This is a genomic window from Rubrivirga aquatilis (assembly GCF_046845665.1).
Classification (GTDB): Bacteria; Bacteroidota; Rhodothermia; order Rhodothermales; family Rubricoccaceae; genus Rubrivirga.
In genome coordinates this window covers 3,630,336-3,655,724 of record NZ_CP177355.1, presented here as the reverse complement: position 1 = coordinate 3,655,724, position 25,389 = coordinate 3,630,336, and the positions used below count along the sequence as shown (strand labels likewise).

19 protein-coding genes and 1 tRNA gene are annotated in these 25,389 nt (G+C 72.0%); 13 read left to right on the top strand and 7 right to left on the bottom strand.

The features are described 5' to 3' along the window. The first annotated feature begins 66 nt into the window (after positions 1 to 66). The 4 genes from ACLII4_RS16245 to ACLII4_RS16230 all read left to right on the top strand — a co-directional run bounded on the left by ACLII4_RS16245 (position 67) and on the right by ACLII4_RS16230 (position 3,868). The gene (locus ACLII4_RS16245; RefSeq protein ID WP_412068439.1) at positions 67 to 1,083 is read left to right on the top strand and encodes an AAA family ATPase; all 1,017 of its coding nucleotides are present in this window, start codon (positions 67 to 69) and stop codon (positions 1,081 to 1,083) included. A 54-nt stretch (positions 1,084 to 1,137) separates the two neighbouring features. Further along, complete coding sequence (gene hprK, locus ACLII4_RS16240) at positions 1,138 to 2,166, top strand: HPr(Ser) kinase/phosphatase (RefSeq protein ID WP_412068438.1); 1,029 nt, start codon at positions 1,138 to 1,140, stop codon at positions 2,164 to 2,166. Between the two features lie 348 nt (positions 2,167 to 2,514). Then, complete coding sequence (locus ACLII4_RS16235; protein WP_412068437.1) at positions 2,515 to 3,498, top strand: M23 family metallopeptidase; 984 nt, start codon at positions 2,515 to 2,517, stop codon at positions 3,496 to 3,498. Between the two features lie 151 nt (positions 3,499 to 3,649). After that, positions 3,650 to 3,868: a DUF2795 domain-containing protein gene (locus ACLII4_RS16230; RefSeq protein ID WP_412060538.1), complete on the top strand. Its 219-nt coding sequence runs from the start codon at positions 3,650 to 3,652 to the stop codon at positions 3,866 to 3,868. 358 nt (positions 3,869 to 4,226) lie between these two features. On the opposite strand, the gene ACLII4_RS16225 is transcribed toward ACLII4_RS16230, so the two are convergent. Further along, positions 4,227 to 4,472 (bottom strand): hypothetical protein, encoded by a 246-nt coding sequence (locus ACLII4_RS16225; RefSeq protein ID WP_412068436.1) that lies wholly within the window; start codon positions 4,470 to 4,472, stop codon positions 4,227 to 4,229. 232 nt (positions 4,473 to 4,704) lie between these two features. Next, the gene (locus ACLII4_RS16220; protein ID WP_412068435.1) at positions 4,705 to 7,134 is read right to left on the bottom strand and encodes an ATP-binding protein; all 2,430 of its coding nucleotides are present in this window, start codon (positions 7,132 to 7,134) and stop codon (positions 4,705 to 4,707) included. A 449-nt stretch (positions 7,135 to 7,583) separates the two neighbouring features. Between ACLII4_RS16220 and rlmD the strand changes: the two genes are divergently transcribed. Then, complete coding sequence (gene rlmD, locus ACLII4_RS16215; protein ID WP_412068434.1) at positions 7,584 to 9,056, top strand: 23S rRNA (uracil(1939)-C(5))-methyltransferase RlmD; 1,473 nt, start codon at positions 7,584 to 7,586, stop codon at positions 9,054 to 9,056. A 5-nt stretch (positions 9,057 to 9,061) separates the two neighbouring features. Here the strand turns inward: rlmD and ACLII4_RS16210 are convergent, their stop codons facing one another. Beyond that, positions 9,062 to 9,472 carry a hypothetical protein gene (locus ACLII4_RS16210; protein ID WP_412068433.1) on the bottom strand — a complete coding sequence of 137 codons (411 nt, stop codon included), beginning with the start codon at positions 9,470 to 9,472 and terminating at the stop codon, positions 9,062 to 9,064. Between the two features lie 246 nt (positions 9,473 to 9,718). Here ACLII4_RS16210 and ACLII4_RS16205 point away from each other — a divergent pair, with 246 nt between their 5' ends. From ACLII4_RS16205 to ACLII4_RS16170, 8 genes are all read left to right on the top strand, one after another. Further along, the gene (locus ACLII4_RS16205) at positions 9,719 to 10,405 is read left to right on the top strand and encodes a YceI family protein (RefSeq protein WP_412068432.1); all 687 of its coding nucleotides are present in this window, start codon (positions 9,719 to 9,721) and stop codon (positions 10,403 to 10,405) included. Positions 10,406 to 10,473: 68 nt separating this feature from the next. Continuing rightward, positions 10,474 to 11,472: an NAD-dependent epimerase/dehydratase family protein gene (locus ACLII4_RS16200; protein ID WP_412068431.1), complete on the top strand. Its 999-nt coding sequence runs from the start codon at positions 10,474 to 10,476 to the stop codon at positions 11,470 to 11,472. A gap of 87 nt (positions 11,473 to 11,559) precedes the next feature. Then, entirely contained in the window at positions 11,560 to 12,285 is a 726-nt protein-coding gene (locus ACLII4_RS16195; RefSeq protein WP_412068430.1) for a hypothetical protein, read from the top strand. 166 nt (positions 12,286 to 12,451) lie between these two features. After that, complete coding sequence (locus ACLII4_RS16190) at positions 12,452 to 15,775, top strand: peptidase MA family metallohydrolase (protein WP_412068429.1); 3,324 nt, start codon at positions 12,452 to 12,454, stop codon at positions 15,773 to 15,775. A gap of 243 nt (positions 15,776 to 16,018) precedes the next feature. Next, on the top strand, positions 16,019 to 17,428 hold the full coding sequence (tig, locus tag ACLII4_RS16185; protein WP_412068428.1) for a trigger factor: 1,410 nt from the start codon (positions 16,019 to 16,021) through the stop codon (positions 17,426 to 17,428). A gap of 174 nt (positions 17,429 to 17,602) precedes the next feature. Continuing rightward, positions 17,603 to 18,325, top strand: coding sequence for an ATP-dependent Clp endopeptidase proteolytic subunit ClpP (gene clpP / locus ACLII4_RS16180; RefSeq protein WP_412068427.1), 723 nt, complete (start codon positions 17,603 to 17,605; stop codon positions 18,323 to 18,325). Between the two features lie 249 nt (positions 18,326 to 18,574). After that, entirely contained in the window at positions 18,575 to 21,070 is a 2,496-nt protein-coding gene (locus tag ACLII4_RS16175) for a TonB-dependent receptor domain-containing protein (protein WP_412068426.1), read from the top strand. A gap of 162 nt (positions 21,071 to 21,232) precedes the next feature. After that, positions 21,233 to 22,867, top strand: coding sequence for a sodium:solute symporter (locus tag ACLII4_RS16170; RefSeq protein ID WP_412068425.1), 1,635 nt, complete (start codon positions 21,233 to 21,235; stop codon positions 22,865 to 22,867). Positions 22,868 to 22,922: 55 nt separating this feature from the next. Here ACLII4_RS16170 and ACLII4_RS16165 read toward each other — a convergent pair whose 3' ends face one another. The 4 genes from ACLII4_RS16165 to ACLII4_RS16150 form a co-directional block, all read right to left on the bottom strand. Then, positions 22,923 to 23,408: a hypothetical protein gene (locus tag ACLII4_RS16165; protein ID WP_412068424.1), complete on the bottom strand. Its 486-nt coding sequence runs from the start codon at positions 23,406 to 23,408 to the stop codon at positions 22,923 to 22,925. Positions 23,409 to 23,521: 113 nt separating this feature from the next. Further along, a tRNA-Glu gene (locus ACLII4_RS16160) sits at positions 23,522 to 23,597 on the bottom strand. Positions 23,598 to 23,651: 54 nt separating this feature from the next. Next, the gene (locus ACLII4_RS16155; RefSeq protein ID WP_412068423.1) at positions 23,652 to 24,107 is read right to left on the bottom strand and encodes a GNAT family N-acetyltransferase; all 456 of its coding nucleotides are present in this window, start codon (positions 24,105 to 24,107) and stop codon (positions 23,652 to 23,654) included. Continuing rightward, complete coding sequence (locus ACLII4_RS16150) at positions 24,104 to 25,207, bottom strand: alpha/beta hydrolase family protein (protein ID WP_412068422.1); 1,104 nt, start codon at positions 25,205 to 25,207, stop codon at positions 24,104 to 24,106. The genes ACLII4_RS16155 and ACLII4_RS16150 overlap by 4 nt, the downstream gene beginning before the upstream one ends. Positions 25,208 to 25,389 lie beyond the last annotated feature (182 nt).

Here is a 25,389-nt window from a genome sequence, read left to right as displayed (position 1 = left end):
CACCCGGCGGTATCCTCCGCACCACGGCCGACGATCGGCCGTTCCGCCGCGCCCGACGCCCTCCGCATGACTCCGACTGCTGTCCCCGCCGCCGCCCCCGACCTCGGGGCCCTCACCGAGCGCGTCGCCGCCGACGCGCGCTTTGTCCGGCCTCTTCTCGAGGCCGTCGGCCGCGTCGTCGTCGGGCAGGAGACGATGGTCGAGCGGCTGCTGATCGGGCTGCTCACCGGCGGCCACGTGCTGCTCGAAGGCGTCCCCGGGCTGGCGAAGACGCTGACCGTCTCGACCCTTGCCGCGGCCGTCGACGCCAAGTTCCAGCGCGTCCAGTTCACGCCCGACCTCTTGCCGGCCGACCTGCTCGGCACGCTCGTCTTCCACCAGGGCGACGGGAGCTTCCGGGTCAAGAAGGGCCCCATCTTCGCGAACGTGATCCTGGCCGACGAGGTCAACCGGGCGCCCGCGAAGGTGCAGAGCGCGCTCCTTGAGGCCATGCAGGAGCGGCAGGTGACGATCGGCGAGACCACCTTCCCGCTGCCCCGCCCGTTCCTGGTGCTGGCGACGCAGAACCCGATCGAGCAGGAGGGCACGTACCCTCTGCCCGAAGCGCAGGTCGACCGGTTCATGTTGAAGACCGTCGTCGACTACCCGACGCGCGACCAGGAGCTCGAGATCATGCGGCGGATGTCGCGCGCGACGGCGCTGCCGGTGACGGCGCCCGTCGTCTCGCCCGAGGACATCCTGCGCGCCCGGGCGACCGTCGGGGCCGTCTACCTCGACGCCCGCGTCGAGGAGTACATCGTCGACCTGGTGTTGGCGACGCGCGACCCGGGGCGGTACAAGCTGTCCGACCTCCGCGGGCTCGTGCAGTACGGCGCCAGCCCCCGTGCCTCCATCGCCCTCGCGCTGGCGGCGCGCGCCCACGCCTTCCTCGCGGGCCGCGCGTATGCCACGCCCGACGACGTGCGTGCCATCGCCCTCGACGTGCTCCGCCACCGCGTCGCGGTCACGTACGAGGCCGAGGCCGAAGAAGTCACGTCCGAGAACATCGTCGGTCGCGTGTTGGCGACGGTCGAAGTCCCCTAGCGCAGGGAGGGATGTGGGATGAGCAGTCGTCCCCCCGCATGCCTCCTTCCCTCCATGCCTCCCCCCCTCGTGAGAAAGCCCCAGCCCTTCCGCCGCGAGTCCATCGCCGTCGCCGACCTGATGACCCGGCTGCGGGATCGGGCCGGCATCGAGATGGTGGCCGTATCTGGCGTCGAGCCTAGCGATCGGGTGGTCCGCGTCCGCCACGTGCACCGGCCGGGCCTCGTGCTTGCGGGGTACACCGAGCATTTTGAGCACCAGCGCATCCAGATCTTGGGCAACACCGAGTGCCGGTACCTCGCGTGGCTCGGCGACGGGGCGGCGGCGGCGTTCGCCAAACTCCTCGCCTTCGACCCGCCGTGCGTGGTGCTCACCGCAGGCAACGAGCTCGAAGACGACCTTGCGACGTTGGCCGTCGAGGCCGGCGTTCCGGTCTACCTGACGCCCAAGCCGACCGTCCCTTTCATGGGCGTCCTACGCGATGTTCTCGCCGACCAGTTCGCCGAGCAACTCACGGTCCACGGCTCGCTGGTGGACGTGTACGGCATCGGCCTTCTATTGACTGGGCCGGCGGGCATCGGCAAGTCCGAGATGGCCCTGGACCTCGTCGAGCGAGGTCACCGGCTCGTCGCGGACGACGTGGTGATGGCGACGCGCAAGGGGAGCGGCGTGGTGATGGGCGCTGGGACCAGCTTGACGGAGCATTTCATGGAGGTCCGGGGGCTGGGCCTGATCGATGTCAAGGCCATGTTCGGGGTCCGCGCGATTCGGTATCAAAAACGGATCGAGGTCGTCGTCAAGATTCATCCTTGGGATGAGGACGAGGAATACACGCGGATCGAGATGGTGACGGAGACGGAGCCCATCCTTGATGTTGACCTCCCCATCGTCAAGCTGCCGATCACGCCGGGTAAGAATGTGACGGTGATCTGCGAGGTGATCGCGATGAATCACCTGCTCCGCCACTACGGCTACGACCCAGCGAAGGCGTTCTCGGACCGCTTGCGCGACCGGATCGAGAAGAACGCCTCGGGCGCCAGCGCTGGCCGGGGCATCGAGTGGTTCGAGCACGACTACGAGTGAGCGGGAGGAGGAGGGTGCGGGGATTCCTGTTTGGCCGATGGCCCTTCGGCGGCGGCCTGCCCCTTTCCCCTGGTGCTTCGACACCCGTCCGAAACGGAACGCAAAAGACCGCTACGTGAGGAGATAGCCCGAAGCTCAGGAAGGGCAGTTGCCGACGACCCAGGGGTTCCCCTATGTTGACGGCCGCCTGTGAGAGCGCTTCCACCACGAGCCCCTAGGGTTCGGCGCCTGTCGGCCGACGTCGGCCCGGTTGTTGCGGTGGACGTGTGCGCACGGGCCTCCCGCGCCCCGCTCGGCCGCACAACGCCGCCGGCGGGTCCTGGGAGCTCCCTCCGCTCCACACACTCCATGGCTGACAACCGCTTCTTCTTCTACGACCACGACGCCTGCACGTTCGTCGAGGTCGAGCCCAGTCGGAAGGGCCTGTGGCTCAAGGCGGGCGCGGTGCTCTGCCTGTCGCTCGTGCTCAGCGCCGTCGGCGTGGGCGTCCTGTCGAACCTGATGACGTCGCCGGCCGAGGTAGCGCAGGCCGAGGAGATCGACGCGCTGCGAGGGCAACTCGCGTCGGCGCACTCCCAGCTGACCGGGTTCTCCGAAGAGCTGGAAGAGCTTGCCGAGACCGACCGCGAGATCTACCGGACCGTCCTCAACGCCGAGCCGATCTCCGAAGACGAGTTCCAGCTCGGCGTCGGCGGCGCCAGCGACGACCGCTTCGCGCGGTTCTCGACGCCGACGGCAGAGCTGCTCACCGAGACCGCCGAGACCTTCGACCGCCTCGAGCGCCAGCTCGAGCTCCAGAGCCGCTCCTACGACGAGATCCGCTCGCTGGCGACCGACCGCGACGCCGTCTTGCGCCAGCAGCCCGCCATCCTGCCGCTCAAGGGCGCCCGGCTCACGTCCGGCTTCGGCATGCGCTTCCACCCGATCCTGCGCGTCTCGCGGATGCACGCCGGCGTCGACTTCCCGACGCCCGTCGGCACGCCGCTGTACGCGGCCGGCGACGGCACGGTCAGCTTCGTCGGCACCAAGGGCGGGTACGGGAATGTGATCGAGGTCGACCACCCGCTGGCGGGCAAGGTGACCCGCTACGCCCACCTTTCGCGCGTCGCCGACGGCGTGCGCGTGGGCTCGGCCGTCCGGCGTGGCCAGACCGTCGCGTACTCCGGCAACACGGGCCTCTCAACGGCTCCGCACCTCCACTACGAGGTCCGCCTGCTCAACGCAGAGCGCACGCCGATCAACCCGGTCGCGACGTTCGTCCCGGACGTGACGCCGGCCCAGTACCGCGAGCTTCTGGAGGCCGCCCGTTCGCAGACGATCTCGTTCGACTGATCCGGCGCGTGAGCGTCCCCGGACAGGTCGGCGTGGGCCGGCTGCCGGGCCTTTCCCGGTCTCCGCCGGAACCTCACGGCTCTGACCCGTTGCATTTGGCCGGGCCCGGACCTATCGTGCCGCCCCCCCTGAAAGCCCCCCCTCAGAACTGATGTACTGGACGCTCGATCTCGCCGCGACGCTGGAGGATGCGCCCTGGCCGGCGACTAAGGACGAGCTCATCGACTACGCCGATCGGACCGGCGCCCCGGCGGGCGTGATCCAGAACCTCGAGGAGATGGAGGACGACGGCGCTCCGTACGAGAGCATCGAAGAGGTGTGGCCGGACTACCCGACCCACAACGAGGACTTCTACTTCGAGGACGACTGAGCCCGATGGGCCGTCGGCGACGGGCTGAGGACGGGAGACGCGGCGGCATGCCGCGGCGGGACATCCGTCCCACGGCCGTCGAAGCGCGTTGAGGATCGCGAGGCGCAGGCATGCGCCAGCCATTGCGCGTGATCTCGGCGCAGCCGAGGGCGCACCGATCCGCGTCGCACGCAGCTTTCGGTCCGTCGGGTCCCGACGCGCGGCACGACCTGAGCTCTCCCACCGATTCAAAAAGGGCCCCCGTCCCACCACAGAACGGAGGCCCAGAGGCATCGGAGGGGTCAAGGTCGACGACGCAGGCGTGAACGCCCGTTCCCCCGCCGTCGGCAGCAGCAGCCTCCCCTGGATGCCGGGGGGCTTAGGCCGCGAGCGCGCGGTGGGCGGCGTCGAAGGCGCCGAGTGCGGCGTCGACGTGCTGGCGAGCGGCGCGCTCCGCCGCGAAGGGCGAGCGGAACGAGGCGTCGGAGCGGTGCAGCGTGAGCGCGTGGTGCCCGATCTCGAACGCGAAGGCGTCGGCGGCGGGCAGGAGCCGGAGCTCGAAGCCGCGGTGGGCGAACAGTTCGCTGGAGGTCGACACGGAGGAGGAGAGGCGGGCGGTGTTCACGGTCGTACGGGGTATCGGGGGCAACGACCTGACCCTTTGGCAAAGTGGTGCCGGTCCCAGGCACGGCCCCTCCGACCGGCGGATTTGTCCGGCTGGGCGTGACGCCCGCCGCGAGTGTTGCCAGCCGTCTCAGGCTGAGAGACAGCCCGGCGCCCCCGGTTGAGCGCTCGTCCTCACTACGCGCGACGCCGCTAGCGCGTGGGCTGGCATCCCGATCTGCCGGACGACAGCTTTACGCGCTGGCGGCGGGCTGCGACAGGAGCGTTCTCGCGAGCCCGGCGACGGACCGGAACCGGGCGAGGGCTTCGCCGAGCGCGGCTGCGGCGGGGTCGGTGTCGGCCTCGGAGCGGACGGCCTGCTCGATCTCGTGCGCGGCGTGCGTGAGCGCGTCGGCCCCGAGCGTGCCGCACGCGGCCTTGAGCTTGTGTGCGGCGCTGGCGCGGTCGCCCTCCATGAGCTCCTCGACGAGCGGGCGCTCCGCGTCGAGGTAGGCATCTAGGATTTCGGCCGCGAGCACGCCGTCGCCGTCGCAGAGCGAGCGGAGGTGGTCGGCGACGACGCTGGGGGCGGGGACCGCGAGCGGGCCCGATTCGCGGGGAGGCGGGGGCGTGGCGGGCGTGGGGCGCGGCGCCGCAGGGGCAGGCGTCCCGTCGACGACGACCGCGAGCTCGGCGCGCAAGTCGGCGAGGCGGACCGGCTTGGTGAGGAAGCCCTCCATGCCGGCGGCTTGGCAGCGGGCGGCATCCTCGGCGAACGCGTTGGCCGTCAGCGCGACGACGCGGGGCTGATGGCCGCCCCGGGCGCGGAGGCGGCGGGTCGCTTCGAGGCCGTCGAGCACGGGCATCTGCACGTCCATCAGGACCAGGTCGTAGTCGACGGCGGCGAGGGCATCGAGGGCCTGGGCGCCGTCCTCGGCCACGTCGGGCACCACAGCCAGGCGTGCGAGAAGCCCCCGGGCAACTCGGCGGTTGACCTCGTGGTCCTCGACGAGCAGCACGCGGACGTGCGAGTAGTCCGCCGCGAGTGGGCGGGCGGGCGGCTCGGGCATAGCCGGGCCCGTCAGCCCGCGGACGACGGTGGCGAAGCGGTCGGCGCGGACAGGCTTCGAGACGACGGCGTCGAACAGGCCGGGGGAGGCCACGGCGGCGCCGAGCGGTGCCAGCAGGACGAGGGGGCGCCCTCCCACCGCCGACGTGGCGCGGAGGTCGTCGGCCAGCGTGAAGGCGTCGGCACCGAGGGCGAGCGCGGCGAGGTCGTAGCGGCCGCCGCCGGCCACGAACGCGCGGGCGCCGTCGGCGCTGGCCAGGGTCTCGACGCGGAGCCCCGCGGCAGTCGCCAGCGCGGCCACCGCGGCGCGGGCCTGATCGTGGGGGTCCACCAGCAAGAGCGTGGCCCCGGTCGGCTCGGTCGGGTGCGGCGGGCCCTCCACGATGGGGAGCGGGAGGGTGATGGCGAACGTCGAGCCCTCGCCGGCGACGCTCTCGACGCCGACGCGACCGCCCATCTGTTCCGCGAGCCGCTTGGTGATGGCGAGCCCCAGCCCGGTCCCGCCGTAGCGCCGCGTCGTGGACGCGTCGACCTGGGTAAAAGAGTCGAACAGGGTGCCGAGGTGCTCGGGCAGGATGCCGACGCCGGTGTCGGTGACGGTGAGGGTGATCTCGGCGACGCCACGGCGCCGAACCGACGAGAGCGCCAGCGCGACCGTCCCCGCGGGCGTGAACTTGACGGCGTTGGCGACCAGGTTGAGCGCGATCTGGCGGATCCGCGCCCCGTCGCCGAGCACGACGGCGGGGACCTCGGGGCCGACGGTGCAGACGACCTCGACGCCCCGCTGGGTGGCCGACTGCGCGACGACCGCTAGGGCGTCGTCGGCGAGCGCGCGGAGGTCGACCGGCTCGGCCTCGAGGTCCATGTGCCCGGCCTCGATCTTCGAGAAGTCGAGGACGTCGTTGATGACGCCCAGGAGCGCCCGGCCGGAGGCCTCGATGGTGCCGACGTACTCGCGCTGGTCGCCGGTGAGGTCGGTGGCCCCGAGCACCTCGGTCATGCCGATGACGCCGTTGAGGGGCGTCCGGATCTCGTGGCTCATGGCGGCCAGGAACTCGGACTTGGCGAGAGCTGCGGCGAGGGCGGCTTCCTTGGCTTCCTCCAGCCGGCGGATCGACTCTTCGCGGGCCCGGGCCACGAACACGCCCAAGGCGCCTAGGGCGCCGAGCGTGGACAGGAAGGCGACGCGCGAGACACCGGGGTCCTCGATAGTCAGGGTGGCCCCAGCGGCGGCCCCGACGAAGAGGACGGTGTAGGCCGCCAGCACGCGGGGCGCCTGGAGCCCGGCAGAGCAGCCCAGGAACACGAGCAGCACGCCGAACGCGGCGGTCGGTGTGAGGCCGCCGACCGTGGCGACGTAGATCTGCCACGCGGAGACGATCCCGAAGAGGGCCGTCACCAACAGGTAGGCGCGGCGGCGGACGGCGGTGCTGGTGAACGTGAGCACGCCGACCGAGAGGGCGGAGATGCCGATCGCCAGGCGCCCGGCCAGGGGGTCGGCGTGGTCGTAGCCGGCGATGCCGTAGAGCCAGCCGACCGCGAGCAGGGCCGCGCCGCCGGCAAACAGCAGCGCGCGGTAGATCCAGAGGGTCAGGGGAGAGGCGTCGGTGGGCACGGCGGGCGTTTCGGAGCGGGCCGGGCGGTTTGGTAACCGTCCGCCGCGCCAGGGCGGGCAGGGAGAGCCTCCGACGCCCGTTGCAAAGGCCACGCCTTGGCGGGAGGGCCATGCCGGGTCGTCGGGTTCAGCGCGACGGCCCGGAGTCCGCTCACCCGATGCCGCGCGCTGCCCGGGAGCCTGCGGACCGTGCCCGAGGCGCCGCTTGCGTTCGGCAGGCTTCCCGTCCGCGCGGCGGGCGGGAGGTGGGGTTGGCGCGAGCCTCGGGGAGATCCGGCACGAGAGGCAGGGCGCAGCGCGTCCAGGCGGGGGGGGCGAGCACAGGCTTCGCTCAGAGAGGGCGCGTCGCCAGTGGGGAGCCCGCCAGCAGGGGGGCGGGACTGGCGCATTCCTCACCCTCCGGCGTCCGGCCCATCGGCATCTTGCCGGTTCGCCCCCGACCCTCGACGATGCCCGACGCCCTCACCCCCACCAGCCTCAAGCGCGGCCACGAGGTCGAGCTCACCCTCGAGGCCTTCGCCGACCGGGGCAAGAGCCTGGCTCGCGTCCCGTCCCCCGACGGCGAGGGCCGGGGCTACGTCGTGTTCGTCGCGGGCGCCGTGCCCGGCGACCGGGTCCGGGCGCGTGTCATCAAGCGCAAAAAGGGGTTCGCCGAGGCCCGGCTGCTGGAGGTGCTTGAGCCGAGCACGCTGCGGACCCAGCCGCGCTGCGAGTACTTCGACGCGTGCGGCGGCTGCAAGTGGCAGCACGTCCAGTACCCGGCGCAGCTGGCGATGAAGGGCGAGGCCGCCGTCTCGGCGCTGACGCGCGCCGGGCTGGACCTGAGCGCGGCCGACGTGCGCGAGCCGCTCGGCGCCGACGACCGCGACGGCTCGGGCGGGACGTACTACTACCGGAACAAGATGGAATTCTCGTTCTCCGGCATGCGCTGGCTGACGGACTGGGAGGTGGCGACCGGCGAGGCGATGGACAAGGACTTCGCGCTCGGCTTGCACGTGCCCGGCCGGTTCGACAAGGTCCTCGACCTCAAGGCGTGCTACCTCCAGAGCGAGTGGAGCGCGCGGCTGGTCAACGGCGTCCGCGCACTCGCGAAGGGCGAGGCGTGGACGCCGTACCACCCCCGCGAGCACACCGGCTACCTCCGGATCCTGGCCGTCCGCACGTCGGCGCACACCGAGGACCGGATGGTCAACCTGGTGACGTCGCACTACGACGCGGGCCGGATGGAGCGCTTCGCGGCCTTCCTCCGGGCCGAGTTCCCCGGGGTCACGACGTTCGTCAACACGATCAACAGCGGCGTCGCGCACACCTCGTACGGGCAGGCGGCGCACGTCGTCTTTGGGCCCGGCCTGATCACCGACAAGATCGGGGCGCACACGTTCGAGATCGCGCCGGACGCGTTCTTCCAGACCAACACCGTCGCCGCCGAGCGGCTGTACGCGGTCGCCCGCGAGTTCGCCAACTTCCAGCCGACCGACAAGGTCTACGACCTGTATTGCGGGGCCGGGACGATCTCGCTGTTCGTCGCTGACGCCGTCGAGAGCGTGCTGGGCGTGGAGCTGGTGGAGGCGGCGGTCGAGAACGCCCGCGCGAGCGCGATTGCGAACGGGGTCAACAACTGCACGTTCGTCGCCGGCGACATGCTGGCGCTGTTCAAGCCGGAGCTGATCGAAGAGCACGGCCGCCCGGACGTGCTGATCCTGGACCCGCCGCGCGCCGGCCTGCACCCCAAGGTGGTCGGCCAAATCGCGAATCTGCGGCCCGAGCGGATCGTCTACGTGAGCTGCAACCCGCAGACGCAGGCGCGCGATCTGGCGATGCTCCAGGAGGCGGCGGCGTACACCATCGAGGCGGTCCAGCCGGTCGATCTGTTCCCGCACACGCACCACGTCGAGAGCGTGGTCGGGCTGCGGCTGGCGTAGCGGGGCTACGGGCCGTCGTCGGTGGGGAGGTTCTCGGTCGTCGCGGCCGGAGCGCCGGGGGCGGAGACGGGCTCGGGGCGGGCGAAGAGCCACACGCCGAGCGCCGCAAGCGTCACGAGCGCCAGCCCGCCGTGCGCGACGATCACCGCGCCGGGCCACTTCTCGCCCTTGACCTGCTTCACGAACAGGTACAGCCCGCCGAGCGCGACGGCGCCGAACGACGCCAGCACCCACCAGCCCCACCCGGCATCGCGCTGGGCCAGGCTCGACGCCAGCAAGGCGATCCCGGCCAGCGCCCACAGCCCGTGGACGATCCCGAACGCCTTGCCGCTCGTCTCGCCGCGCCAGTGGCGGACGGCCATCGTCAGGCCCATCAGGGCGGCGAACACGAACGCGAACAAGGAGACCGTAGCCATCGGAAGAGAGGGAGAGGGGAGTCTCCATCGCACGAGCGGCCTCCCAGGATCCGCGCAGGACGGGGTTCGGGAGCGCCCTGAGGCGCCGGGCGGACGCAGGGCAACGAGAATGGCCCCGTGCCGGATCGCTCCCGGTGGCCCAAGAAGAGCGCGAGCGGAGGGAAGGCATTTGTTCGTTGTAACATGTAAGTAAGAGTCGGGCGACCGCGCCCGTCTGCACCCCATTGCCACCCACCCCTGATCCGTATGACGTTCCGCCTCCTTCTCGTCGCCACCCTCGCGCTCGGCCTCACGGCTTGCGCCGACGACGCCGCCCCGGCCTCCGAATCCGCTGACGTCTCCGTCGCTGGGTCCTTCGAGAACGCCCCAGACGTCCCCGCCGGCGAATACACCTTCGACGTAGCCCACTCGCGGGCCGAGTTCCGCATCAAGCACCTCGGGATCTCGACCGTCACCGGCCGCTTCGACGGCATGAACGGGACGCTCACGATCACCGACGGCATCGAGTCGCTCCAGGCGACCGCGACGATCGACGCCTCGACCATCTCGACCGGCAACGACGACCGCGACAACCACCTCAAGAGCCCCGACTTTTTCGACGTGGCGACCTACCCCGAGATCACGTTCACGAGCACCGAGGTCCGCCCCGGCGAGGGCAACGCCTTCACGCTCGTCGGCGACCTCACCATGCACGGCGTCACGCGCCCGGTCGAGCTGACCGGCGAGTACGTCGGCGCGTCCGCCATGCAGGGCACGCCCAAGGTCGGCTTCACGGCGTCCGGCGAGATCACGCGCCAGGACTGGGGCCTGACGTGGGAGATGAACAACGAGCTCGGCGAGGCCGTCGTCGGCGACACCGTCACGCTCGTCCTCGAGGTCGAGGCCGACGGCGTCGCCCCCGACGCGCCCGCCGACGCGGAGCCGGAGGCGTAGCGGCCCGCACGCCGTAGACTTGGGGAGTCGGGCATCACGCCCGGCTCCCCTTTTTTTGCGCCCGCCCGATGTCTGAGTCTTCCCGTCTCGCGTTCGTCACCGGCGGGACCGGGTTCGTCGGGAGCCACCTGATCGACGAGCTGCTGGCGCGGGGCTACGCAGTCCGCGCGCTCGTGCGGAGCGATCCGAAGTGGCTGGCGGGGCTCGACGTCGAGACCGTCGCGGGCAGTCTCCACGACGCCGACGCGCTGGCGGCGGGCGTCGACGGCGCCGACCTCGTTGCCCACGTCGCCGGGCTGACGCGCGCGCGCGACCAGGCCACGCTCGACCGCGCGAACGTCGACGGTACGCGAGCCGTCCTCGACGCCGTCCGCGCGGGCGGTGGGGCGCCGCGCGTGCTGGCGACGAGCAGCCTAGAGGCGCTCGGCCCGAACGCGCTCGCGCCCGACGGCGCCGCGGTCCCGGCGACCGAGGCCGACCGCCCGCAGCCGATCTCGATGTACGGCGTCAGCAAAGCGCGGATGGAGGATATGATCCGCCGCGACTACGGCGACCTCGGCGTGACGGTCGTCCGCCCGCCGGCCGTCTACGGCTCGCGCGAGGCCGACCTGTTCGAGATGGCCAAGGGCGCCGCGCGCGGCCTGTTCCCCATCGTCGGGCCCGATGCCGTGCCTCGCCTGTCCCTCGTCCACGTGTCGGACCTGGTACGGGGGATGGCCGACCTGGCCGAGCACTACGGGGCGGCGGGGGAGACGTACTTCCTGGGCACGCCCGGCGTGTCGTGGGCCGAGGTGCGGGGGGCGCTAGAAGGTGCGCTCGAGCGAAAGACGCTGGCGCTCCGCGTGCCCCGCGCGGCGATCGGCGCGGTCGGCGCGCTGGCGGAGTGGGGCGGCGGGCTCGTCGGCACGCTGCCGCCGCTGACGCGCGACAAGGCGGAAGCCGCAAAGCACGCCTGGATCTGCGACTCGTCGAAGGCCGCGAGTGCCGTCGGGTACGCGCCCACGGTGGGGCTGGCGGAGGGCTGGGTCGAGGCCGTCGGGTGGTACCGCCGGCAGGGATGGCTGTAGCGCGAGGGGGCTGGCGCGAAGCGGTACGATTGGACTAGAGGGCGGTCTGCGGATGGCGGTAGTCTCCCGGGCCCTAGCACTGTATACATGCTTCGATTTGTCCTTGTTGTCGCTTTCGTCGTGGTGGCCCCGGCCTCGGCCCAGTCGCATGTCGTCGGCCGCGCGGGGCCGGTCGTGTCGCTGGACCTGGCGGGCGGGCCGTTTCCTGCCTTCACACCCGCCGGCGTCGACGCGAGCGGGAGCGTGGGGTACCGGTTTGGGAATGGCCTCGACCTGACCGTGCTCCTCGGATACGGCGGCCCGGTCGACGACGAACGGTTCCTGTACCCGGCTGAGCTGCACATCGGCGCCGATGTCGGCTGGGTGGTCGGCCCGGACCGGGCACCGTGGCGGCTCGCCGTGGTAGGCCTGGCCACCGTCTCGGGTGCCACGACGTTTGTGTTTCCCGCCGACAGCGGGCCGACCGAGACTCGAGGCGGGCGAGAGGTCGTCGAGACTCGGGCCCGCGCGAGCGCCGTACGGTACCTCCCGCTCGCCGACGGGTCCGTGCGCGCCCAGGTGGGGGTCGGGCTGTACGGGGCCGTCCGCGAGCTGACCGCGTCGACGCTCGTGTTCGGCGCGGGCGGCCCAGACGAGCAGACCGTGGGCGGAGAGACCAGAACGGAGACATCGGTCGGCGCCGTCGTGTCGCTCCCGGTCTCCCTCGAGCTGGGGCCGGCCGTCCTCGTGCTCGATCCTGCCCTCCGCGTCGACGCGTCGTCGCTGATCTTCGGGCTCGGCGATGGGCAGGTGACGCTCCGGCTGAACCTGTAGCATCGACGTCGCGTGCGGCATCCCCCATGCGCTCGGGACGGGCCCGGCGCGCGTGTCGCCCGACTCCGCTCCCACCCGCTCACGAGAACCCCGCGTGACGACGACGAAACGCCTCGCGGCTGCGTTGTCCCTTGCCGTCGCCCGCTTGCGCCCCTAGCCTCCGGCCGTGCTCCGCCTCGCGCTCCGTCTCGTCGTTCTGCTGGCGCTCGCCGTGAGCGCGGCCCCCGCGAGCGCGCAATACTTCGGGTTCGGCAAGAACCGCGTGCAGTACCGCGAGGCCGACTGGCGGACGCTCCAGACGGCCCACTTCGACGTCTACTTCTACGAACGGGACGCCGCGCCGGGCGGCCAGGTGCTGGCGACGTTCGCCGCCGAGGCCGCGGAGGAGGCCTACCGTGAGGTGTCGGCCCTGTTCGGCGGGGATGTGGCCCGGCGGATCCCGCTCCTCGTCTACCCCACGCACCCCGACTTCGCCGTCACGAACGCTGTTGAGTTGCCGGTCTACGCCGAGGGCATCGGGGGCGTGACGGAGCTGTTCAAGAACCGCATCGCCGTCCCGTTCACCGGCGACTGGCGCGCGTTCCGCCAGGTCGTCCACCACGAGCTGGTCCACGCCGTCCTCAACGACCTCTACTACGGCGGCTCCGTGCAGAGCTTGATCCGGAGCGGGGCGCGGCTCCAGATTCCCGGCTGGTTCAACGAGGGGCTGGCCGAGTTCAGCGCGCTCGGGTGGGACACGCAGAGCGACATGTACGTCCGCGAGGCCCTCCTCGAAGACCGCCTGCCCGACATCGCGCGGCTCGGCGGCTTCTTCGCGTATCGCGGCGGCCAGAGCGTCTGGGACTACGTAGCGCAGGAGTACGGGCGCGAAAAGGTGACCGAGATCCTGGACCGCGTCCGCCTCGGCCGCAGCGTCGACGGGGCGTTCCGGCGGGCGACCGGGCTGGGCCTGCGCGAGCTGTCGGAGCGCTGGAAGCGGGCGCTGCGAGCCGCCTACTACCCCGAGGTCGCCGTGCGCGAGGACGCCGAGGCGATCGCGCGCCCGATCGCCTCGCGCCGGGTCAGCGGCGGGTGGTACCACGCCAGCCCCGCGCTCTCGCCCCAGGGCGACCGCGTCGCCTACGTGTCGACCGAGGACGGGCTGTTCGACGTGGTCGTGGCCCAGACCGGCGGGCGGCGCCCGCCCGAGACGGTCGTCGAGGGGCAGGACAACGTGACGTTCGAGAGCCTGCGGATCCTGAGCCCCGGCCTGGCGTGGAGCCCGGACGGTCGGCGGCTGGCGGTCGCCGTGACGAGCGGCCCGGGCGACGCGCTCGCGCTCGTCGATGTCGAAACACGCGAGGTGGAGTCGATCCGGCCACCCGGCGTCGATGCCGTCGTGTCGGTCGCCTGGAGCCCAGACGGGACGCACATCGCTTTCGAGGGCGTCGCCGGAGCGCACTCGGACCTCTACGTGCTGGAGCTGGCGACCGGCGCCGTCGCCAACCTCACCCGCGATCTCTACTCCGACCACGCGCCTGCCTGGGCACCCGACGGCCGTTCGATCGTGTTCCACTCCGACCGGGGCGATGCCCTCGCGCTCGGCATCGCCACAGCTCGCGCCGCCGCTGCCCGCGCCGTCGACACGCGAGCCCTGGGCCGCCGCAGCCATGACCTTTACCGCCTCGACCTCGACGCGCCGCGTCGCGTCGAGCGGCTCACCGACGACGAGCTCTGGGACGAGACGCGACCCGCGCTCGCCGACGGTCCCGGCGGCCCTCGCCTGCTGTTCATCAGCGACCGCAACGGCGTCCCCAACCTTTACGCGCTCGACCTCGCCACGCGCGCGAGCCACCCGCTCACCGACCTGCAGACGGGCGTGCTCGACGTCTCGCTCTCGGCCGACGGCCGCCGCGCCGTCTTCCTGGCGCTCGACGACGGCTCGCCGTCCGTCTTCTTTCTGCGCGACCCCTTCGGCCGCGCCGACCTCCCGCCGGAGCTGGCGCCGACCATCTGGGCCCAGCGCCGGACGGGCCGTGCGACGGGGGCCCCGGCCCTCGAACTGGCGTCGACCGCCATCCGCGAGCAGAACCCGTTCCTGCGCGACGCCGCCGACGGCCGCCCACCCCCGCCCCCGCCGCGCCGGGCCGGCCCGCCGACGCCCGAGGAGTTGGCGTTCGCCGATTCGATCCTGGCGCTCGCCGGCCCGCTCCCGGAGTTCTTGGCCTCGACGGACACGCTCGCGCTCGACCCGACGGCGCCGGAGCGCGGCTCGCGCGTCGACTTCCGCGCCTATGACTTTTCCGACGCCTTCGACGGCGGCGGTCGGCTGCCCCGCCGCGACGACCCGTTCCGCCCTGTCGGCAACCGCGACTCGACGGGCGCGCTGCTCGCGCGCGAGTACAAGCTCCGCTTCACGCTCGACTTGATCTCGGCCGCCGGCAGCTACGACACTGTCTATGGCGTCCAGTCGGTCACGCAGCTCCTGTTCTCCGACGTCTTGGGCGACCACCGCGTCGGGCTGGCGACCAACCTCGTCCTCGACCTCCGCAACGCCGACTACGTGCTGAGCTACCAGAATCGCGCGCGCCGCACGCAGTTCGGCCTGGAGGGCTTCCACCTGGCCCGCCAGCTCCGCGACCCCACCAACCGCACGATCTACCGCTACCGCAACTACGGGGTCGTCGCCAGCGCGCGGCGCCCGCTCGACAAGTTTCGCCGAGTCGACGCTGAGGTGGGCCTGCTTGGCGTGTCGCTGACGGACCTCTCTGACTTGGGAGAGCGCGCCCGGAGCCGCCTGTTCGCGGTCCCGCGCGTGACCTATACCGTCGACCACACGGTCCCAGGCCGACTCGGCCCGAGCAGCGGTGTGCGCTACGCCGGCAGCCTATCTGGCGCGCCCGGCCCCGACGCCTTCTTCGTGACGGCGATTGCCGACGGCCGCCGGTACTGGCCGCTTGGGCAAGGGTTCGGGCTCGCGCTACGGGGCTCGGCCGGGCTCAGCGTCGGGCCGGACCCGCAGCGGTTCTATGCGGCGGGCGTCCAGAACTGGGTCAAGTCCGAGTTCCGGAGCCTGCCCGTCGAGTCGCCCGACGACTTCGTGTTTGCGACGCCCGTGCTGCCCATCCGCGGGTTCGGGTTCAACGAGGCGGCCGGCGACCGCTTTGCGCTGGTCAACGCCGAGGTGCGCGTGCCGCTGATCGCCGCGCTCCTGCCCGGTCCGGTCCCTCTCGTGCCGCTCTACGACGTTCAGACCGTCGCGTTTGTGGACGCAGGCATGATCGCCGACGGCGGGCTCGACGTGTTCCGCACCGTGATGGAGGACGACGACGACGACCCAGAGACCGAGCCTGTCGAGTACCGCGTGTTCGAGGACGTGCTGCTCGGGGCTGGCGTCGGCCTGCGGACGTTCGTGCTCGGCTACCCCGTCCGCCTCGATTGGGGCTGGCCCTTCGACGGCCGCGAGGTGGGGGATGGGCGTCTGTACTTCTCCGTCGGGCTGGATTTTTAGGGGACTGGGGACTTGGGGACTGGGGCCCTTGTGGCAATGCGAGGGCGCCAAGCGGCTCGGGTTTGGGGCGAGCTCTCGGATTCGAGAGATCGGGTGGGCGGCCGTCGGCCGTCGCCGATCTCAGATTCCCCAGTCCCCAGTCCCTCGCCCCCGCCATCCCTCCACCCCCAATCCTCCACACCCTCACCGATCCCGCGACTGGCCCCGGGTAGCTTTCCGCTTCCCCACGACCGATTCGCCCCGATGCAGACCGACGTCCGAGCCCTCAACGAGGTCGACTACGTCCTCGACGTGACCGTCCCCGCCGAGGACCTCCAGCCCCAGATCGACGCTGCCCTCAAAAAGCAGCGCGCCCAGATGAACCTCAAGGGCTTCCGCCCCGGCAAGGTGCCCATGGGCGTCGTCCGCAAGATGGTCGGCCCCCAGGTCTCCATCGAGGTCGCCGAGCAGGTCATCGGCGAGGCCTACCGGACGGCCGTCGTGGAGAACGAGGACATCGAGCCGCTCGGCCAGCCGCGCCTGACCGAGCTCGACTTCGACGTCGAGGACCCCGAGGCCGAGCTCAAGGCCGTCGTCGAGTTCGGCATCCGCCCGACGATCGCGCTCGCGGACCTGTCGGGCGTGCCCGTCACCCGCGTCGTCCGCGCCTTTACCGACGAGGACGTCGACGCCGACCTCCAGCGCCGCCGCGACCTCGCCGCGACCGAGGAGGACACCGAGGAGGGCACGACCGCCGACACGAGCCACGTCGTGATGGTGGACATCCAGCCCATCGACGCCGACGGCGAGCCGACCGGGCCCAAGCAGAACGCCGCCCGCATCGTGATGGGCAACCCCGACCTCCGCCCCGAGATGGTCGAGGCGCTGAGCGGCACCCAGATCGGCGACGAGACGACCGTCGAGCTGCCCCGCCCCGACGACGAGGGCGAGATCGACCGCTACCGGCTGACCGTCGTCGACGTGCTTCAGCGCGTCGTGCCCGAGATGGACGCCGACTTTATCAAATCGCAGACCGGCGAGTCGGAGGACCTCGAGGACCTCAAGACGCAGATCCGCGAGGAGCTCGCCAAGTCCTGGGACGCCCGCGCCAAGCAGGCGCTGGAGCAGAAGATGGTCGAGGAGTTCGTGCTCGGCCACCGCGACACGGTCCCCGTCCCGGCGACGCTCGTCGACGCCGCGCTCGACACCATGTTCGAGGACGTCCGCAAGCGCCACGAGGGCGCCATCCCGCCGACGTTCGATATGGAGGCCTGGCGCACCGAGAACCGCCAGCAGGCCGAGGACCAGGTCCGCTGGCTCCTGATCAAGGACCAGCTCATCGAGGAGGAGGGGCTCGAGGTCTCGACCGAGGACTTCGAGGCCGAGTTCCAGAAGCTGGCCGGCGACGGCGCCGACGCCGAGCTCGTCAAGCAGTACTTCACGTCGCAGCCCCAGATGCTCGAGCAGATGGGCGACCAGATGATGAACCAGCGCATCTTCGGCGCGCTCGAAGGCCGGTTCAAGGTGGTCGAGCGGACCGCCGACGACATCCGGGCCGAGGCCGAGGCGCGGCGCGCCGAGATCGCTGAGGCCCAGGCGAACGCGCCCGTCGAACTGACGCCGGCGACCGCCGACGAGGAGACCGAGGCCGAGCCCTCCGACGAGGAGGAGTAATCCCCCCCGCCCCGCTTGCGACCTGCGCCCTCCCCCTCCACCCCGGGGGAGGGCGCGGTTCGTTTGGGAGCGCCCGCTGGCGGGCCCCGCACGCGCTGGGCGGAACCGCACCCGCCCGCTCGGGTGCCACGCTCCGACATCACAGACCCTGACCGCGCCCCCGCGCGCCCCCGCATGAGCCAGATCCGCGACTTCGTCTCGTTTTCCCGGAGCCTCACCACGCTCCCCGACGACATCTACTCGGGCCCCCAGCAGGTGGCCCCCATCAACGCGCTCGTCCCGATGGTGATCGAGCAGACCGCGCGTGGCGAGCGCTCGTTCGACATCTTCAGCCGGCTCCTCAAGGACCGCATCGTCTTGTTCGGCACGCCCGTCAACGACACGACGGCGAACCTGGCCGTGGCGCAGCTCCTCTTCCTGGCCGCCGACGACCCCGAGAAGGACATCAACCTCTACGTCAACAGCCCCGGCGGCGCGGTCTACTCCGGGATGGCCGTCTACGACACCATGCAGTTCGTCAAGCCCGACGTGGCGACGATCTGCGTCGGGCTGGCGGCGTCGATGGGCTCCGTCTTCCTGCTCGGCGGGGCGGCCGGCAAGCGCGCCGCGCTCCCGAACAGCCGGATCATGATCCACCAGCCGTCCTCGGGCGCCCAGGGCCAGGCCTCGGACATCCAGATCCAGGCCGAGGAGATCCTGTACATCAAGAAGCGGATGAACGAGGTGATCGCCAGCCACACCGGGCAGACGGTCGACCAGGTCGAGAAGGACACCGACCGGGACAAGTTCATGAGCCCCGAGGAGGCCAAGGCCTACGGCATCATCGACACCGTGCTGGGCAAGAAGGCCGAGGGCGTCCCCGACGAGGACCCCACGGAGTCCGGCGACGCCGAGTAGCGCGCGCGCACGCTCCCCGTTTTGAGGCGGGTCGGCTCCGGTCGGCCCGCCTTTTTTTGGCAAGGGGCAAGGGGCAAGGGGCAAGGGGCGTCGGGCTCGCGCGGGCGGATGAGGGCGGCGGGGCCGACGGCGTTCGCAAGGCGGGGAATTGTGGAAAGGGGGAGGAGGCGACTGGCTAGGCTAGACGAGATCCAGATAAGGCCGCTACCTTAGATCTCGTCCAGACAAGCCCACCCCCCGGCCGATCCCGTGCGTCTCCTCCTCCTCTCTCTCCTGATCTCCCTCACCGCCAGCGCCCAGACGTCCGTCGTCGCCGGCCGCGTCGTCGACGTCGAGGGCTCCCCGCTGCCGGGCGCGAACGTGGTCGTGGAGGGGACCGGGAGGGGTGCGGCGGCCGACCTCGGCGGTCGGTTCGAGATCACCGGCCTCGACGCGGGGGCGGCGCGGGTCGTGGCGACGATGATCGGGTACGCCCCGGCCGTCGCGGTCGTGGAGCTGGCCGACGGCGCGCGCGTCGAGGTCCGGCTGGCGCTCGTCGAGGCCGCGCTCGACGCGGGCGAGGTCGTCGTCACGGCGCGCGAGACGCTGACCGGGCGGGGCACGCTCGACCTGCCCGGCTCGGGCCACTACGTCGACGCGCGCGCCATGCGGCTCGTCGGGAACGGCGACATCCACCGCGTGCTCCGCGAGGTGCCCGGCGTGACGATCCAGGAGGAGGACGGGTACGGGCTGCGCCCGAACGTCGGCTTGCGCGGGAGCGGGGCCGAGCGGTCGAGCACGATCACGCTGATGGAGGACGGCGTGCTCATCGCGCCGGCGCCGTACGCCGCGCCCGCCGCCTACTACTTCCCCACGACCGGCCGCATGGACGGCGTCGAGGTGCGGACCGGCGCCGGCCAGATCAAGCACGGCCCGGCGACGACCGGCGGCGCGCTGAACCTGCTGGCGGCCTCGATCCCGGTCGGCCGCGCGGTGCGTGGCGAGGCCGTCCTCGGCCCGAACGGCCAGCGGACGCTGCACGCGCGCGCCGGCGCCTCGACCCCGTCGGCGGGCTGGCTCGGCGGATTGGGCGTCGGCGCGGTCGCCGAGGTCCGCAGCGACAACGTCGACGGGTTCAAGACGATCACGGGCGCGGGTGGCGCCGCCCTTCTTGACACGCGCGGCGACGAGCTGGCGACGGGCTTCGACAAGACCGACCTCTTCGGCCGCGTCCGCCTCGCGACGGCGCCCGGAGCCGCCGTCTTCCAGAGCCTGACGCTGACCGGCAGCCTGACCGACGAGATCTCCGACGAGACGTACCTCGGGCTCACCGACGCCGACTTCGAGGCCCGCCCGTTCACGCGCTACGCGGGCAGCCAGCGCGACCAGATGGACGCCGACCAGCGCGCGCTCCGCGCCCAGCACGTCGCCGTGTTCTCGAGCCGCGTCGACCTCACGACGACGGTCTACCGCAACGCCTTCTCGCGCAACTGGTACAAGCTCGACCGCGTCGCGGCGGGCGGCGACGCCGCGAGCATCGCGGCTGTGCTCGACGCGCCGGAGGCGTTCGGCGCCGAGCTGGCGGCGCTCCGCGGCTCGGGCACCGGGCTCCTCAACGTCAAGGCCAACAACCGCGACTACCTCAGCCAGGGCGTCCAGACGGCGCTCGGCGTCCGGCTCGGGACGGCCTCGAGAGGGGCGCTCGTCGAGGCGGGCGTCCGACTCCACGCCGACGAGATGGACCGCTTCCAGTGGGTCGACCAGTACGCCATCGACGGCGGCGCGATGACGCTGGCGGACGCCGGGACGCCGGGCACGGACAGCAACCGGATCGAGTCGGCGCGAGCGGTCGCGGTCTACGTCCAGGCCGAGGCCAAGCTCGGGCCCGTGCGGCTGACCCCGGGCCTGCGCGTCGAGTCGGTGCGGCTCCGCCGCGAGGACTTCGGCAAGGCGGATGTGGAGCGGACGGGCGCCGATCTGTCGGTGCGGGAGAACACCTCGACGGCGCTGATCCCCGGGCTCGGCGCGATCGTCGACGCCGGCCGGGGCTGGCGCGTCTTCGGCGGCGTCCACCGGGGCTACGCGCCGCCGGACAGCCGCCCGGAGACGAACCCGGAGTCGAGCGTCAACTCGGAGATCGGCGTGCGCTACGGCGGCGGCGGGATCGAGGTCCAGGCGGCCGGCTTCTGGACGGCGTACCGGAACCTGCTCGGGTCCGACCTCGCGGCGTCCGGCGGCGGCGGCACGGCCGACCAGTTCAACGGCGGGCGCGTCGACGTGCGCGGCGTGGAGGTCGGCATCAGCGCGGACCTCGCCCGGCTGGCGGGCGGCGCCAGCGCCTGGGGCGTCCCCGTCCGCGTCGCGTACACCGGCATCGACGGGCGCTTCCGGAGCGCGTTCGAGAGCGACTTCGAGGCGTGGGGCACGGTCGCCGAGGGCGACGCGCTGCCGTACCAGGCGGCGCACCGGCTCTACGTCCGTGCGGGCGTCGAGCGCGGCGGGTGGACGGCGGCGCTCTTGGCGAACGCCGTCTCCGACATGCGGTCGGTCGCGGGCCAGGGCGAGATCCCGGCGTCGGAGCGGATCGGCGCGCACGTCGTGTTCGACGTCGTCGCCGAGGCCCCGCTCGCGAACGGACTCACGCTGACGGCGCGCGCGGTGAACCTGCTCGACGACGCCTACGTCGTCGCCCGGCGCCCGGCGGGCGTCCGCCCCGGCCTGCCGCGCACGGTGACGGTCGGGATTCGCGCCCGGATCGGGCGGTAGCACGGCGGTCGCGGCGGGCGGCTCCCCCCGCGTTTCGGCCTGGGAGCGGAGCGACCGGCCGACACGCGGGGGGAGTTTGCGCCGAAGCAGGCAGGGTGAAAGCGGTTTCGCACGCGCGAGCGGCCGGCGCTAGACTCCGGCCACACCCGCCACCCGCTCCGCATGGACACGCCGCTCGGCTTTCTCGACTGGACCGTCATCGCCGTCTACTTCGCCGTCGTGTTCGGCGTCGCCATCGTCGCCACCGTCCGCGAGCGGCGGCGCGGCAACGAGGACTCCGAGGACTACTTCCTGGCGGGCCGCAACGTCGGCTGGTTCGTCATCGGCGCGAGCCTGTTCGCCAGCAACATCGGCAGCGAGCACCTCGTCGGGCTGGCGGGCTCGGGCGCCACGAGCGGCGTCGCGCCGGGGCAGTTCGAGGTGCTCGCGTCGCTGATGCTCCTCTTGCTGGGTTGGGTGTTCGTCCCGTTCTACCTCAAGAGCGGCGTGTTCACGATGCCCGAGTTCCTGGAGCGCCGCTACAGCTCCGGCGCGCGCTGGTACCTCGCGACGGTCAGCATCCTGGCGTATGTGCTGACGAAGATCTCCGTCACCATCTTCGCCGGCGCCGTCGTGTTCTCCGCGATCGGCGTCCCGTTCTGGACCGGCGCGCTCGTCGTCGTCTTCGCGACCGGCGCCTACACCGTCTTCGGCGGCTTGCGGGCGGTCTTGTACACGGACATGTTGCAGACCTTCGTGCTCATCGGCGGCGCGGCGGCCGTGACGTTTGCCGGGCTGGCGGCCGTCGGCGGGTGGGACGCGATGGTGGTCGAAGTCGGCCCCGGCTTCCTCGACATGTGGAAGCCCGCCAGCGACCCCGACTTCCCGTGGACCGGCATCCTGTTCGGCGCCCCCATCCTGGGCGTCTGGTACTGGTGCACCGACCAGTTTATCGTCCAGCGGACGCTGTCGGCCAAGTCGATCGACGACGCGCGGCGCGGCACCATCCTGGCCGGTTTCCTGAAGCTGCTGCCCCTGTTCATCTTCGTGCTGCCGGGGATGCTGGCGGCGGCGCTCGTGTCTCAGGGCAAGATGGAGTTGGGCAACGCGAACGAGGCCCTGCCGACGCTCGTGGCCACCCTCTTGCCGATCGGGATGCGCGGGCTCGTCGTCGCGGGCCTGCTGGCGGCGCTGATGTCGTCGCTGTCGAGCGTCTTCAACTCGTCGTCGACGCTCATCACGTGGGACGTGTACAAGCGGCTCCGGCCCGCCGCGACCGAGCGCCAGCTCGTGTGGGTCGGGCGGCTCTCGACGGTCGCCCTCACCGTGCTCGGGCTGGCGTGGATCCCGTTCGTGGAGGCCGCCGAGGGCGGGCTCTACGTCTACATCCAGTCCGTCCAGGCCTACATCTCGCCGCCGATCGCGGCCGTCTTCCTGTTCGGCCTGCTGTGGCCGCGCGCGAACGCCGTCGGGGCCCTCGCGTCGCTGCTGACCGGGCTCGCGCTCGGGCTGGGGCGGCTGTTCTTGGAAGTCTTGAACGGGCCGGCGGGCGACGGGCTCGCGGACGGCACCGTCTGGGCCCTGCTCGCGGAGGTCAACTTCTTGCACATCGCGATCGCCATCTTCGCCGCGTGCACGATCGTGCTGATCTCGGTCTCGCTGGCGACCGCGCCGCCGCCCGCCGAGAAGACCGCCGGCCTCACCTTCGCGACTGCCGAGGCGGACGTGGTGACCGATGCCGGCTGGCGCCGCACCGACCTCGTGCTCTCGGGTGTGCTCGTCGCGTGTGTCGCCGCCATCTGGCTCATCTTCTCGTAAGCCCTCTCCGACTCATCAGCCGGGCCCGCACGCCGAGTCTTTGACCGGCCGCTGCCTAGGCCCGTGGCGCCCCTTTCGGGGGGGCATAGGCGGCCACGCCGTCTCCGCCGGGGCCCAACTCCTGACGCAAGCCCGAGAGCAAATCCAGCAGCCCGCGCCGTCCGGCGACGGTCCGGTGGACGACGAGCGTGGACCGCGCCGCCAGCTCGCGGCACTCGATGACGGCGAGGTTGCCGTACGCCACGTCCGTCATGGCCTTGGTGGTCGCTGCGTGGTCGGCCAAGACGCGGCGGCGGTAGTCGTCGTAGGCCTTGGCGTCGTCGTCGTCGAGCGCCAGCCCGGAGGCGTCCAGAAACGCGTCGACGCGGCGGACGAGTTCGACGGCCTCATCGAGCAGCAGCGTCGCCGTGTGCGTCGACGACAGCGCGGCGGTCCGGTGCTTTTCGCGCTCCAGCCGTCGGTTGTCCACGAACACCAGGACCGCGAACACGAAGCTCGCGACGGAGACCAGGAGGGCGATGATCGCGGTGACGATCGGCATACGTGAGCGCGAGCGCGATGGGGGAGCCTACACGCGAGAGCGTCGCCCTGCAACTCGCCGTAGGAGAGGGCCTTACAAAAAACGCCCCGATCCGTGCGAAACGGATCGGGGCGTGGTACCGCGTACGGGATTTGAACCCGTGTTACCGCCGTGAGAGGGCAGCGTCCTAGACCCCTAGACGAACGCGGCAGGGCCACCGGCGTAGTGCCGGGCAGGTCCCAAAGGTAGCAAGGGAGTTGGCGGCTAGCGATCCGTCAACGCCATTTTCACGTGCTCCAGCCCAGCTTCGTCGAAGGGCGGGCCCTCGGGCGCGAAGCCAAAGCCGGCGTAAAGTCCCGCCACGTAGGTCTGTGCGTGGAGCACAAACCGGCGGTGCCCGGCGGCTCGCGCATCCGCCAGCGCCCGCGCCACCAACGCTCGCGCGATGCCGAGCCCTCGCGCCTCGGGGAGGACGGCGAACCGCTCTAGTTTGGCGGCCCCCGTCACCGGTCGCCAGCGCGCCGCCCCGACGGCGCGCCCGTCGACGGTCGCCAGCAGATGGTGCACCGACACGCCCCGCGCCTGGGGCGCGTCGAAGGCGTCCCACTCCTCGGCGGGCGTGCAGCCCTGCTCGCGGATAAACACACGCTCGCGGACGGCGCGGACGTGGGCCCAGTCGGTCTCGGACAGGGCCTCGGAGAGGACGGGGCGTGCGGTCATGGGAAGAAGAGGTCGGTGAGGAAGCTGGCGATCTGGCTCTGGACCGACGGGCGGACCAGCAGGTCGCCGTGCCCCGCGTTCTCGACGAGGGCGAGCGTGCGGGGCGGGCCGCCGGTTCCCGCGAGCCCGGCGGCGAGGGCGTCCAGGTGGTCCGGGGCGACGACGACATCGTCCTCGCCGTGCAACGCGAGGAGGGCTGGGAGCCGCTCGCGGGGGCGGAGCCGGGCGGGGGAGAGGTGGAGGAGGGCGACGCGGGCCTCGGCAAGGCTCAGGATCCCGTTCCGAACGTCGGTCACCGGGCGCTGGAGCCGGAGGAAGCCGGCGGGCGTGGGGGCGGGCGCTTCTCCGCGCAGTTCGGCGCGGATCAACTCCACGAACGAGTCCGCAAAAAGGTCTGAGACGGCGCCTAGCGACACGACGCCCTCGACGCTGCCCGTCTCGGCCGCCAGCAGGGCGACGGTGCCGCCGCGCCCGGCGCCGACGAGGGCGACCCGGGACGTGTCAGCCCGCGGGATCGGTGCCAGCGCCGCGAGCACAGCGAGTACGTCGGGCACGTCGTCGAGGAAGGCTCGGCCCGGGCGGCTGGAGCGGATCGAGTCGCGCGCGACGACCAGCGCCTCGCCCCGATACGCGACGACGACCTGGACCACGTCTGTCGCGAGCCGGCCATAGCCGGGTGCCGTCAGGAAATCGGCGGCCGAGGCGCCGCCGGTGCCGTCGGGGAGCACGACCACGACGGGGAGCTGTGAGGTGGCCCCGGCCGCTCCCGGGACGCGCACCAGGGCTGTCAGGATGCGACCGGCGCCGTCGTCGAGCCCCAGCACGAACTGGCGGGCCCCGTCGGGCGCAGGGTCGGCGGCGGTGAGGGGAGGGAGGGAGGCGTCCGTCGCCGACATCTCGACCGCCAGCGCGGCGTCGACTTCGGCGGGTGTGGGCGCGGCGAAGAGCTGCGTCAGATTGAGGCCGCCGACGATCTCGTCGTCCGGATCGGGCGGGACGCAGGTCGGGTCGATGCCCGGGATGCAGTCCGTGATGGTGGGCGGCTCGGAGCAGGCCGCGAGCGCGGCGAGCGCGAGCAACCACGGGGCGAAGCGGGACATGGCGGGAAGGGAGGGCGGGCCATCAACGCGTCGGCCAGAGGATCGGTACCGAGCCGGCAGGACGCGGGGGAAGGGGCGCTCTCCGGCGAAGATCCACAACATCGCTCGGGCCGGGTCCGTATACATCAGCAGACCGATGCCACGGGGCGGCGGCCCCTGTATTCCGGGCCGTCCTCCGACAC

Excerpts from the sequence above, each read along its gene's own strand:
- ACLII4_RS16245 (WP_412068439.1), top strand. The coding sequence starts at position 67 with ATGACTCCGACTGCTGTCCCCGCCGCCGCCCCCGACCTCGGGGCCCTC.
- hprK (WP_412068438.1), top strand. The coding sequence starts at position 1,138 with ATGCCTCCCCCCCTCGTGAGAAAGCCCCAGCCCTTCCGCCGCGAGTCC.
- ACLII4_RS16235 (WP_412068437.1), top strand. The coding sequence starts at position 2,515 with ATGGCTGACAACCGCTTCTTCTTCTACGACCACGACGCCTGCACGTTC.
- ACLII4_RS16230 (WP_412060538.1), top strand. The coding sequence starts at position 3,650 with ATGTACTGGACGCTCGATCTCGCCGCGACGCTGGAGGATGCGCCCTGG.
- rlmD (WP_412068434.1), top strand. The coding sequence starts at position 7,584 with ATGCCCGACGCCCTCACCCCCACCAGCCTCAAGCGCGGCCACGAGGTC.
- ACLII4_RS16210 (WP_412068433.1), bottom strand. The coding sequence starts at position 9,472 with ATGGCTACGGTCTCCTTGTTCGCGTTCGTGTTCGCCGCCCTGATGGGC.
- ACLII4_RS16205 (WP_412068432.1), top strand. The coding sequence starts at position 9,719 with ATGACGTTCCGCCTCCTTCTCGTCGCCACCCTCGCGCTCGGCCTCACG.
- ACLII4_RS16200 (WP_412068431.1), top strand. The coding sequence starts at position 10,474 with ATGTCTGAGTCTTCCCGTCTCGCGTTCGTCACCGGCGGGACCGGGTTC.
- ACLII4_RS16195 (WP_412068430.1), top strand. The coding sequence starts at position 11,560 with ATGCTTCGATTTGTCCTTGTTGTCGCTTTCGTCGTGGTGGCCCCGGCC.
- tig (WP_412068428.1), top strand. The coding sequence starts at position 16,019 with ATGCAGACCGACGTCCGAGCCCTCAACGAGGTCGACTACGTCCTCGAC.
- clpP (WP_412068427.1), top strand. The coding sequence starts at position 17,603 with ATGAGCCAGATCCGCGACTTCGTCTCGTTTTCCCGGAGCCTCACCACG.
- ACLII4_RS16170 (WP_412068425.1), top strand. The coding sequence starts at position 21,233 with ATGGACACGCCGCTCGGCTTTCTCGACTGGACCGTCATCGCCGTCTAC.
- ACLII4_RS16165 (WP_412068424.1), bottom strand. The coding sequence starts at position 23,408 with ATGCCGATCGTCACCGCGATCATCGCCCTCCTGGTCTCCGTCGCGAGC.
- ACLII4_RS16155 (WP_412068423.1), bottom strand. The coding sequence starts at position 24,107 with ATGACCGCACGCCCCGTCCTCTCCGAGGCCCTGTCCGAGACCGACTGG.
- ACLII4_RS16150 (WP_412068422.1), bottom strand. The coding sequence starts at position 25,207 with ATGTCCCGCTTCGCCCCGTGGTTGCTCGCGCTCGCCGCGCTCGCGGCC.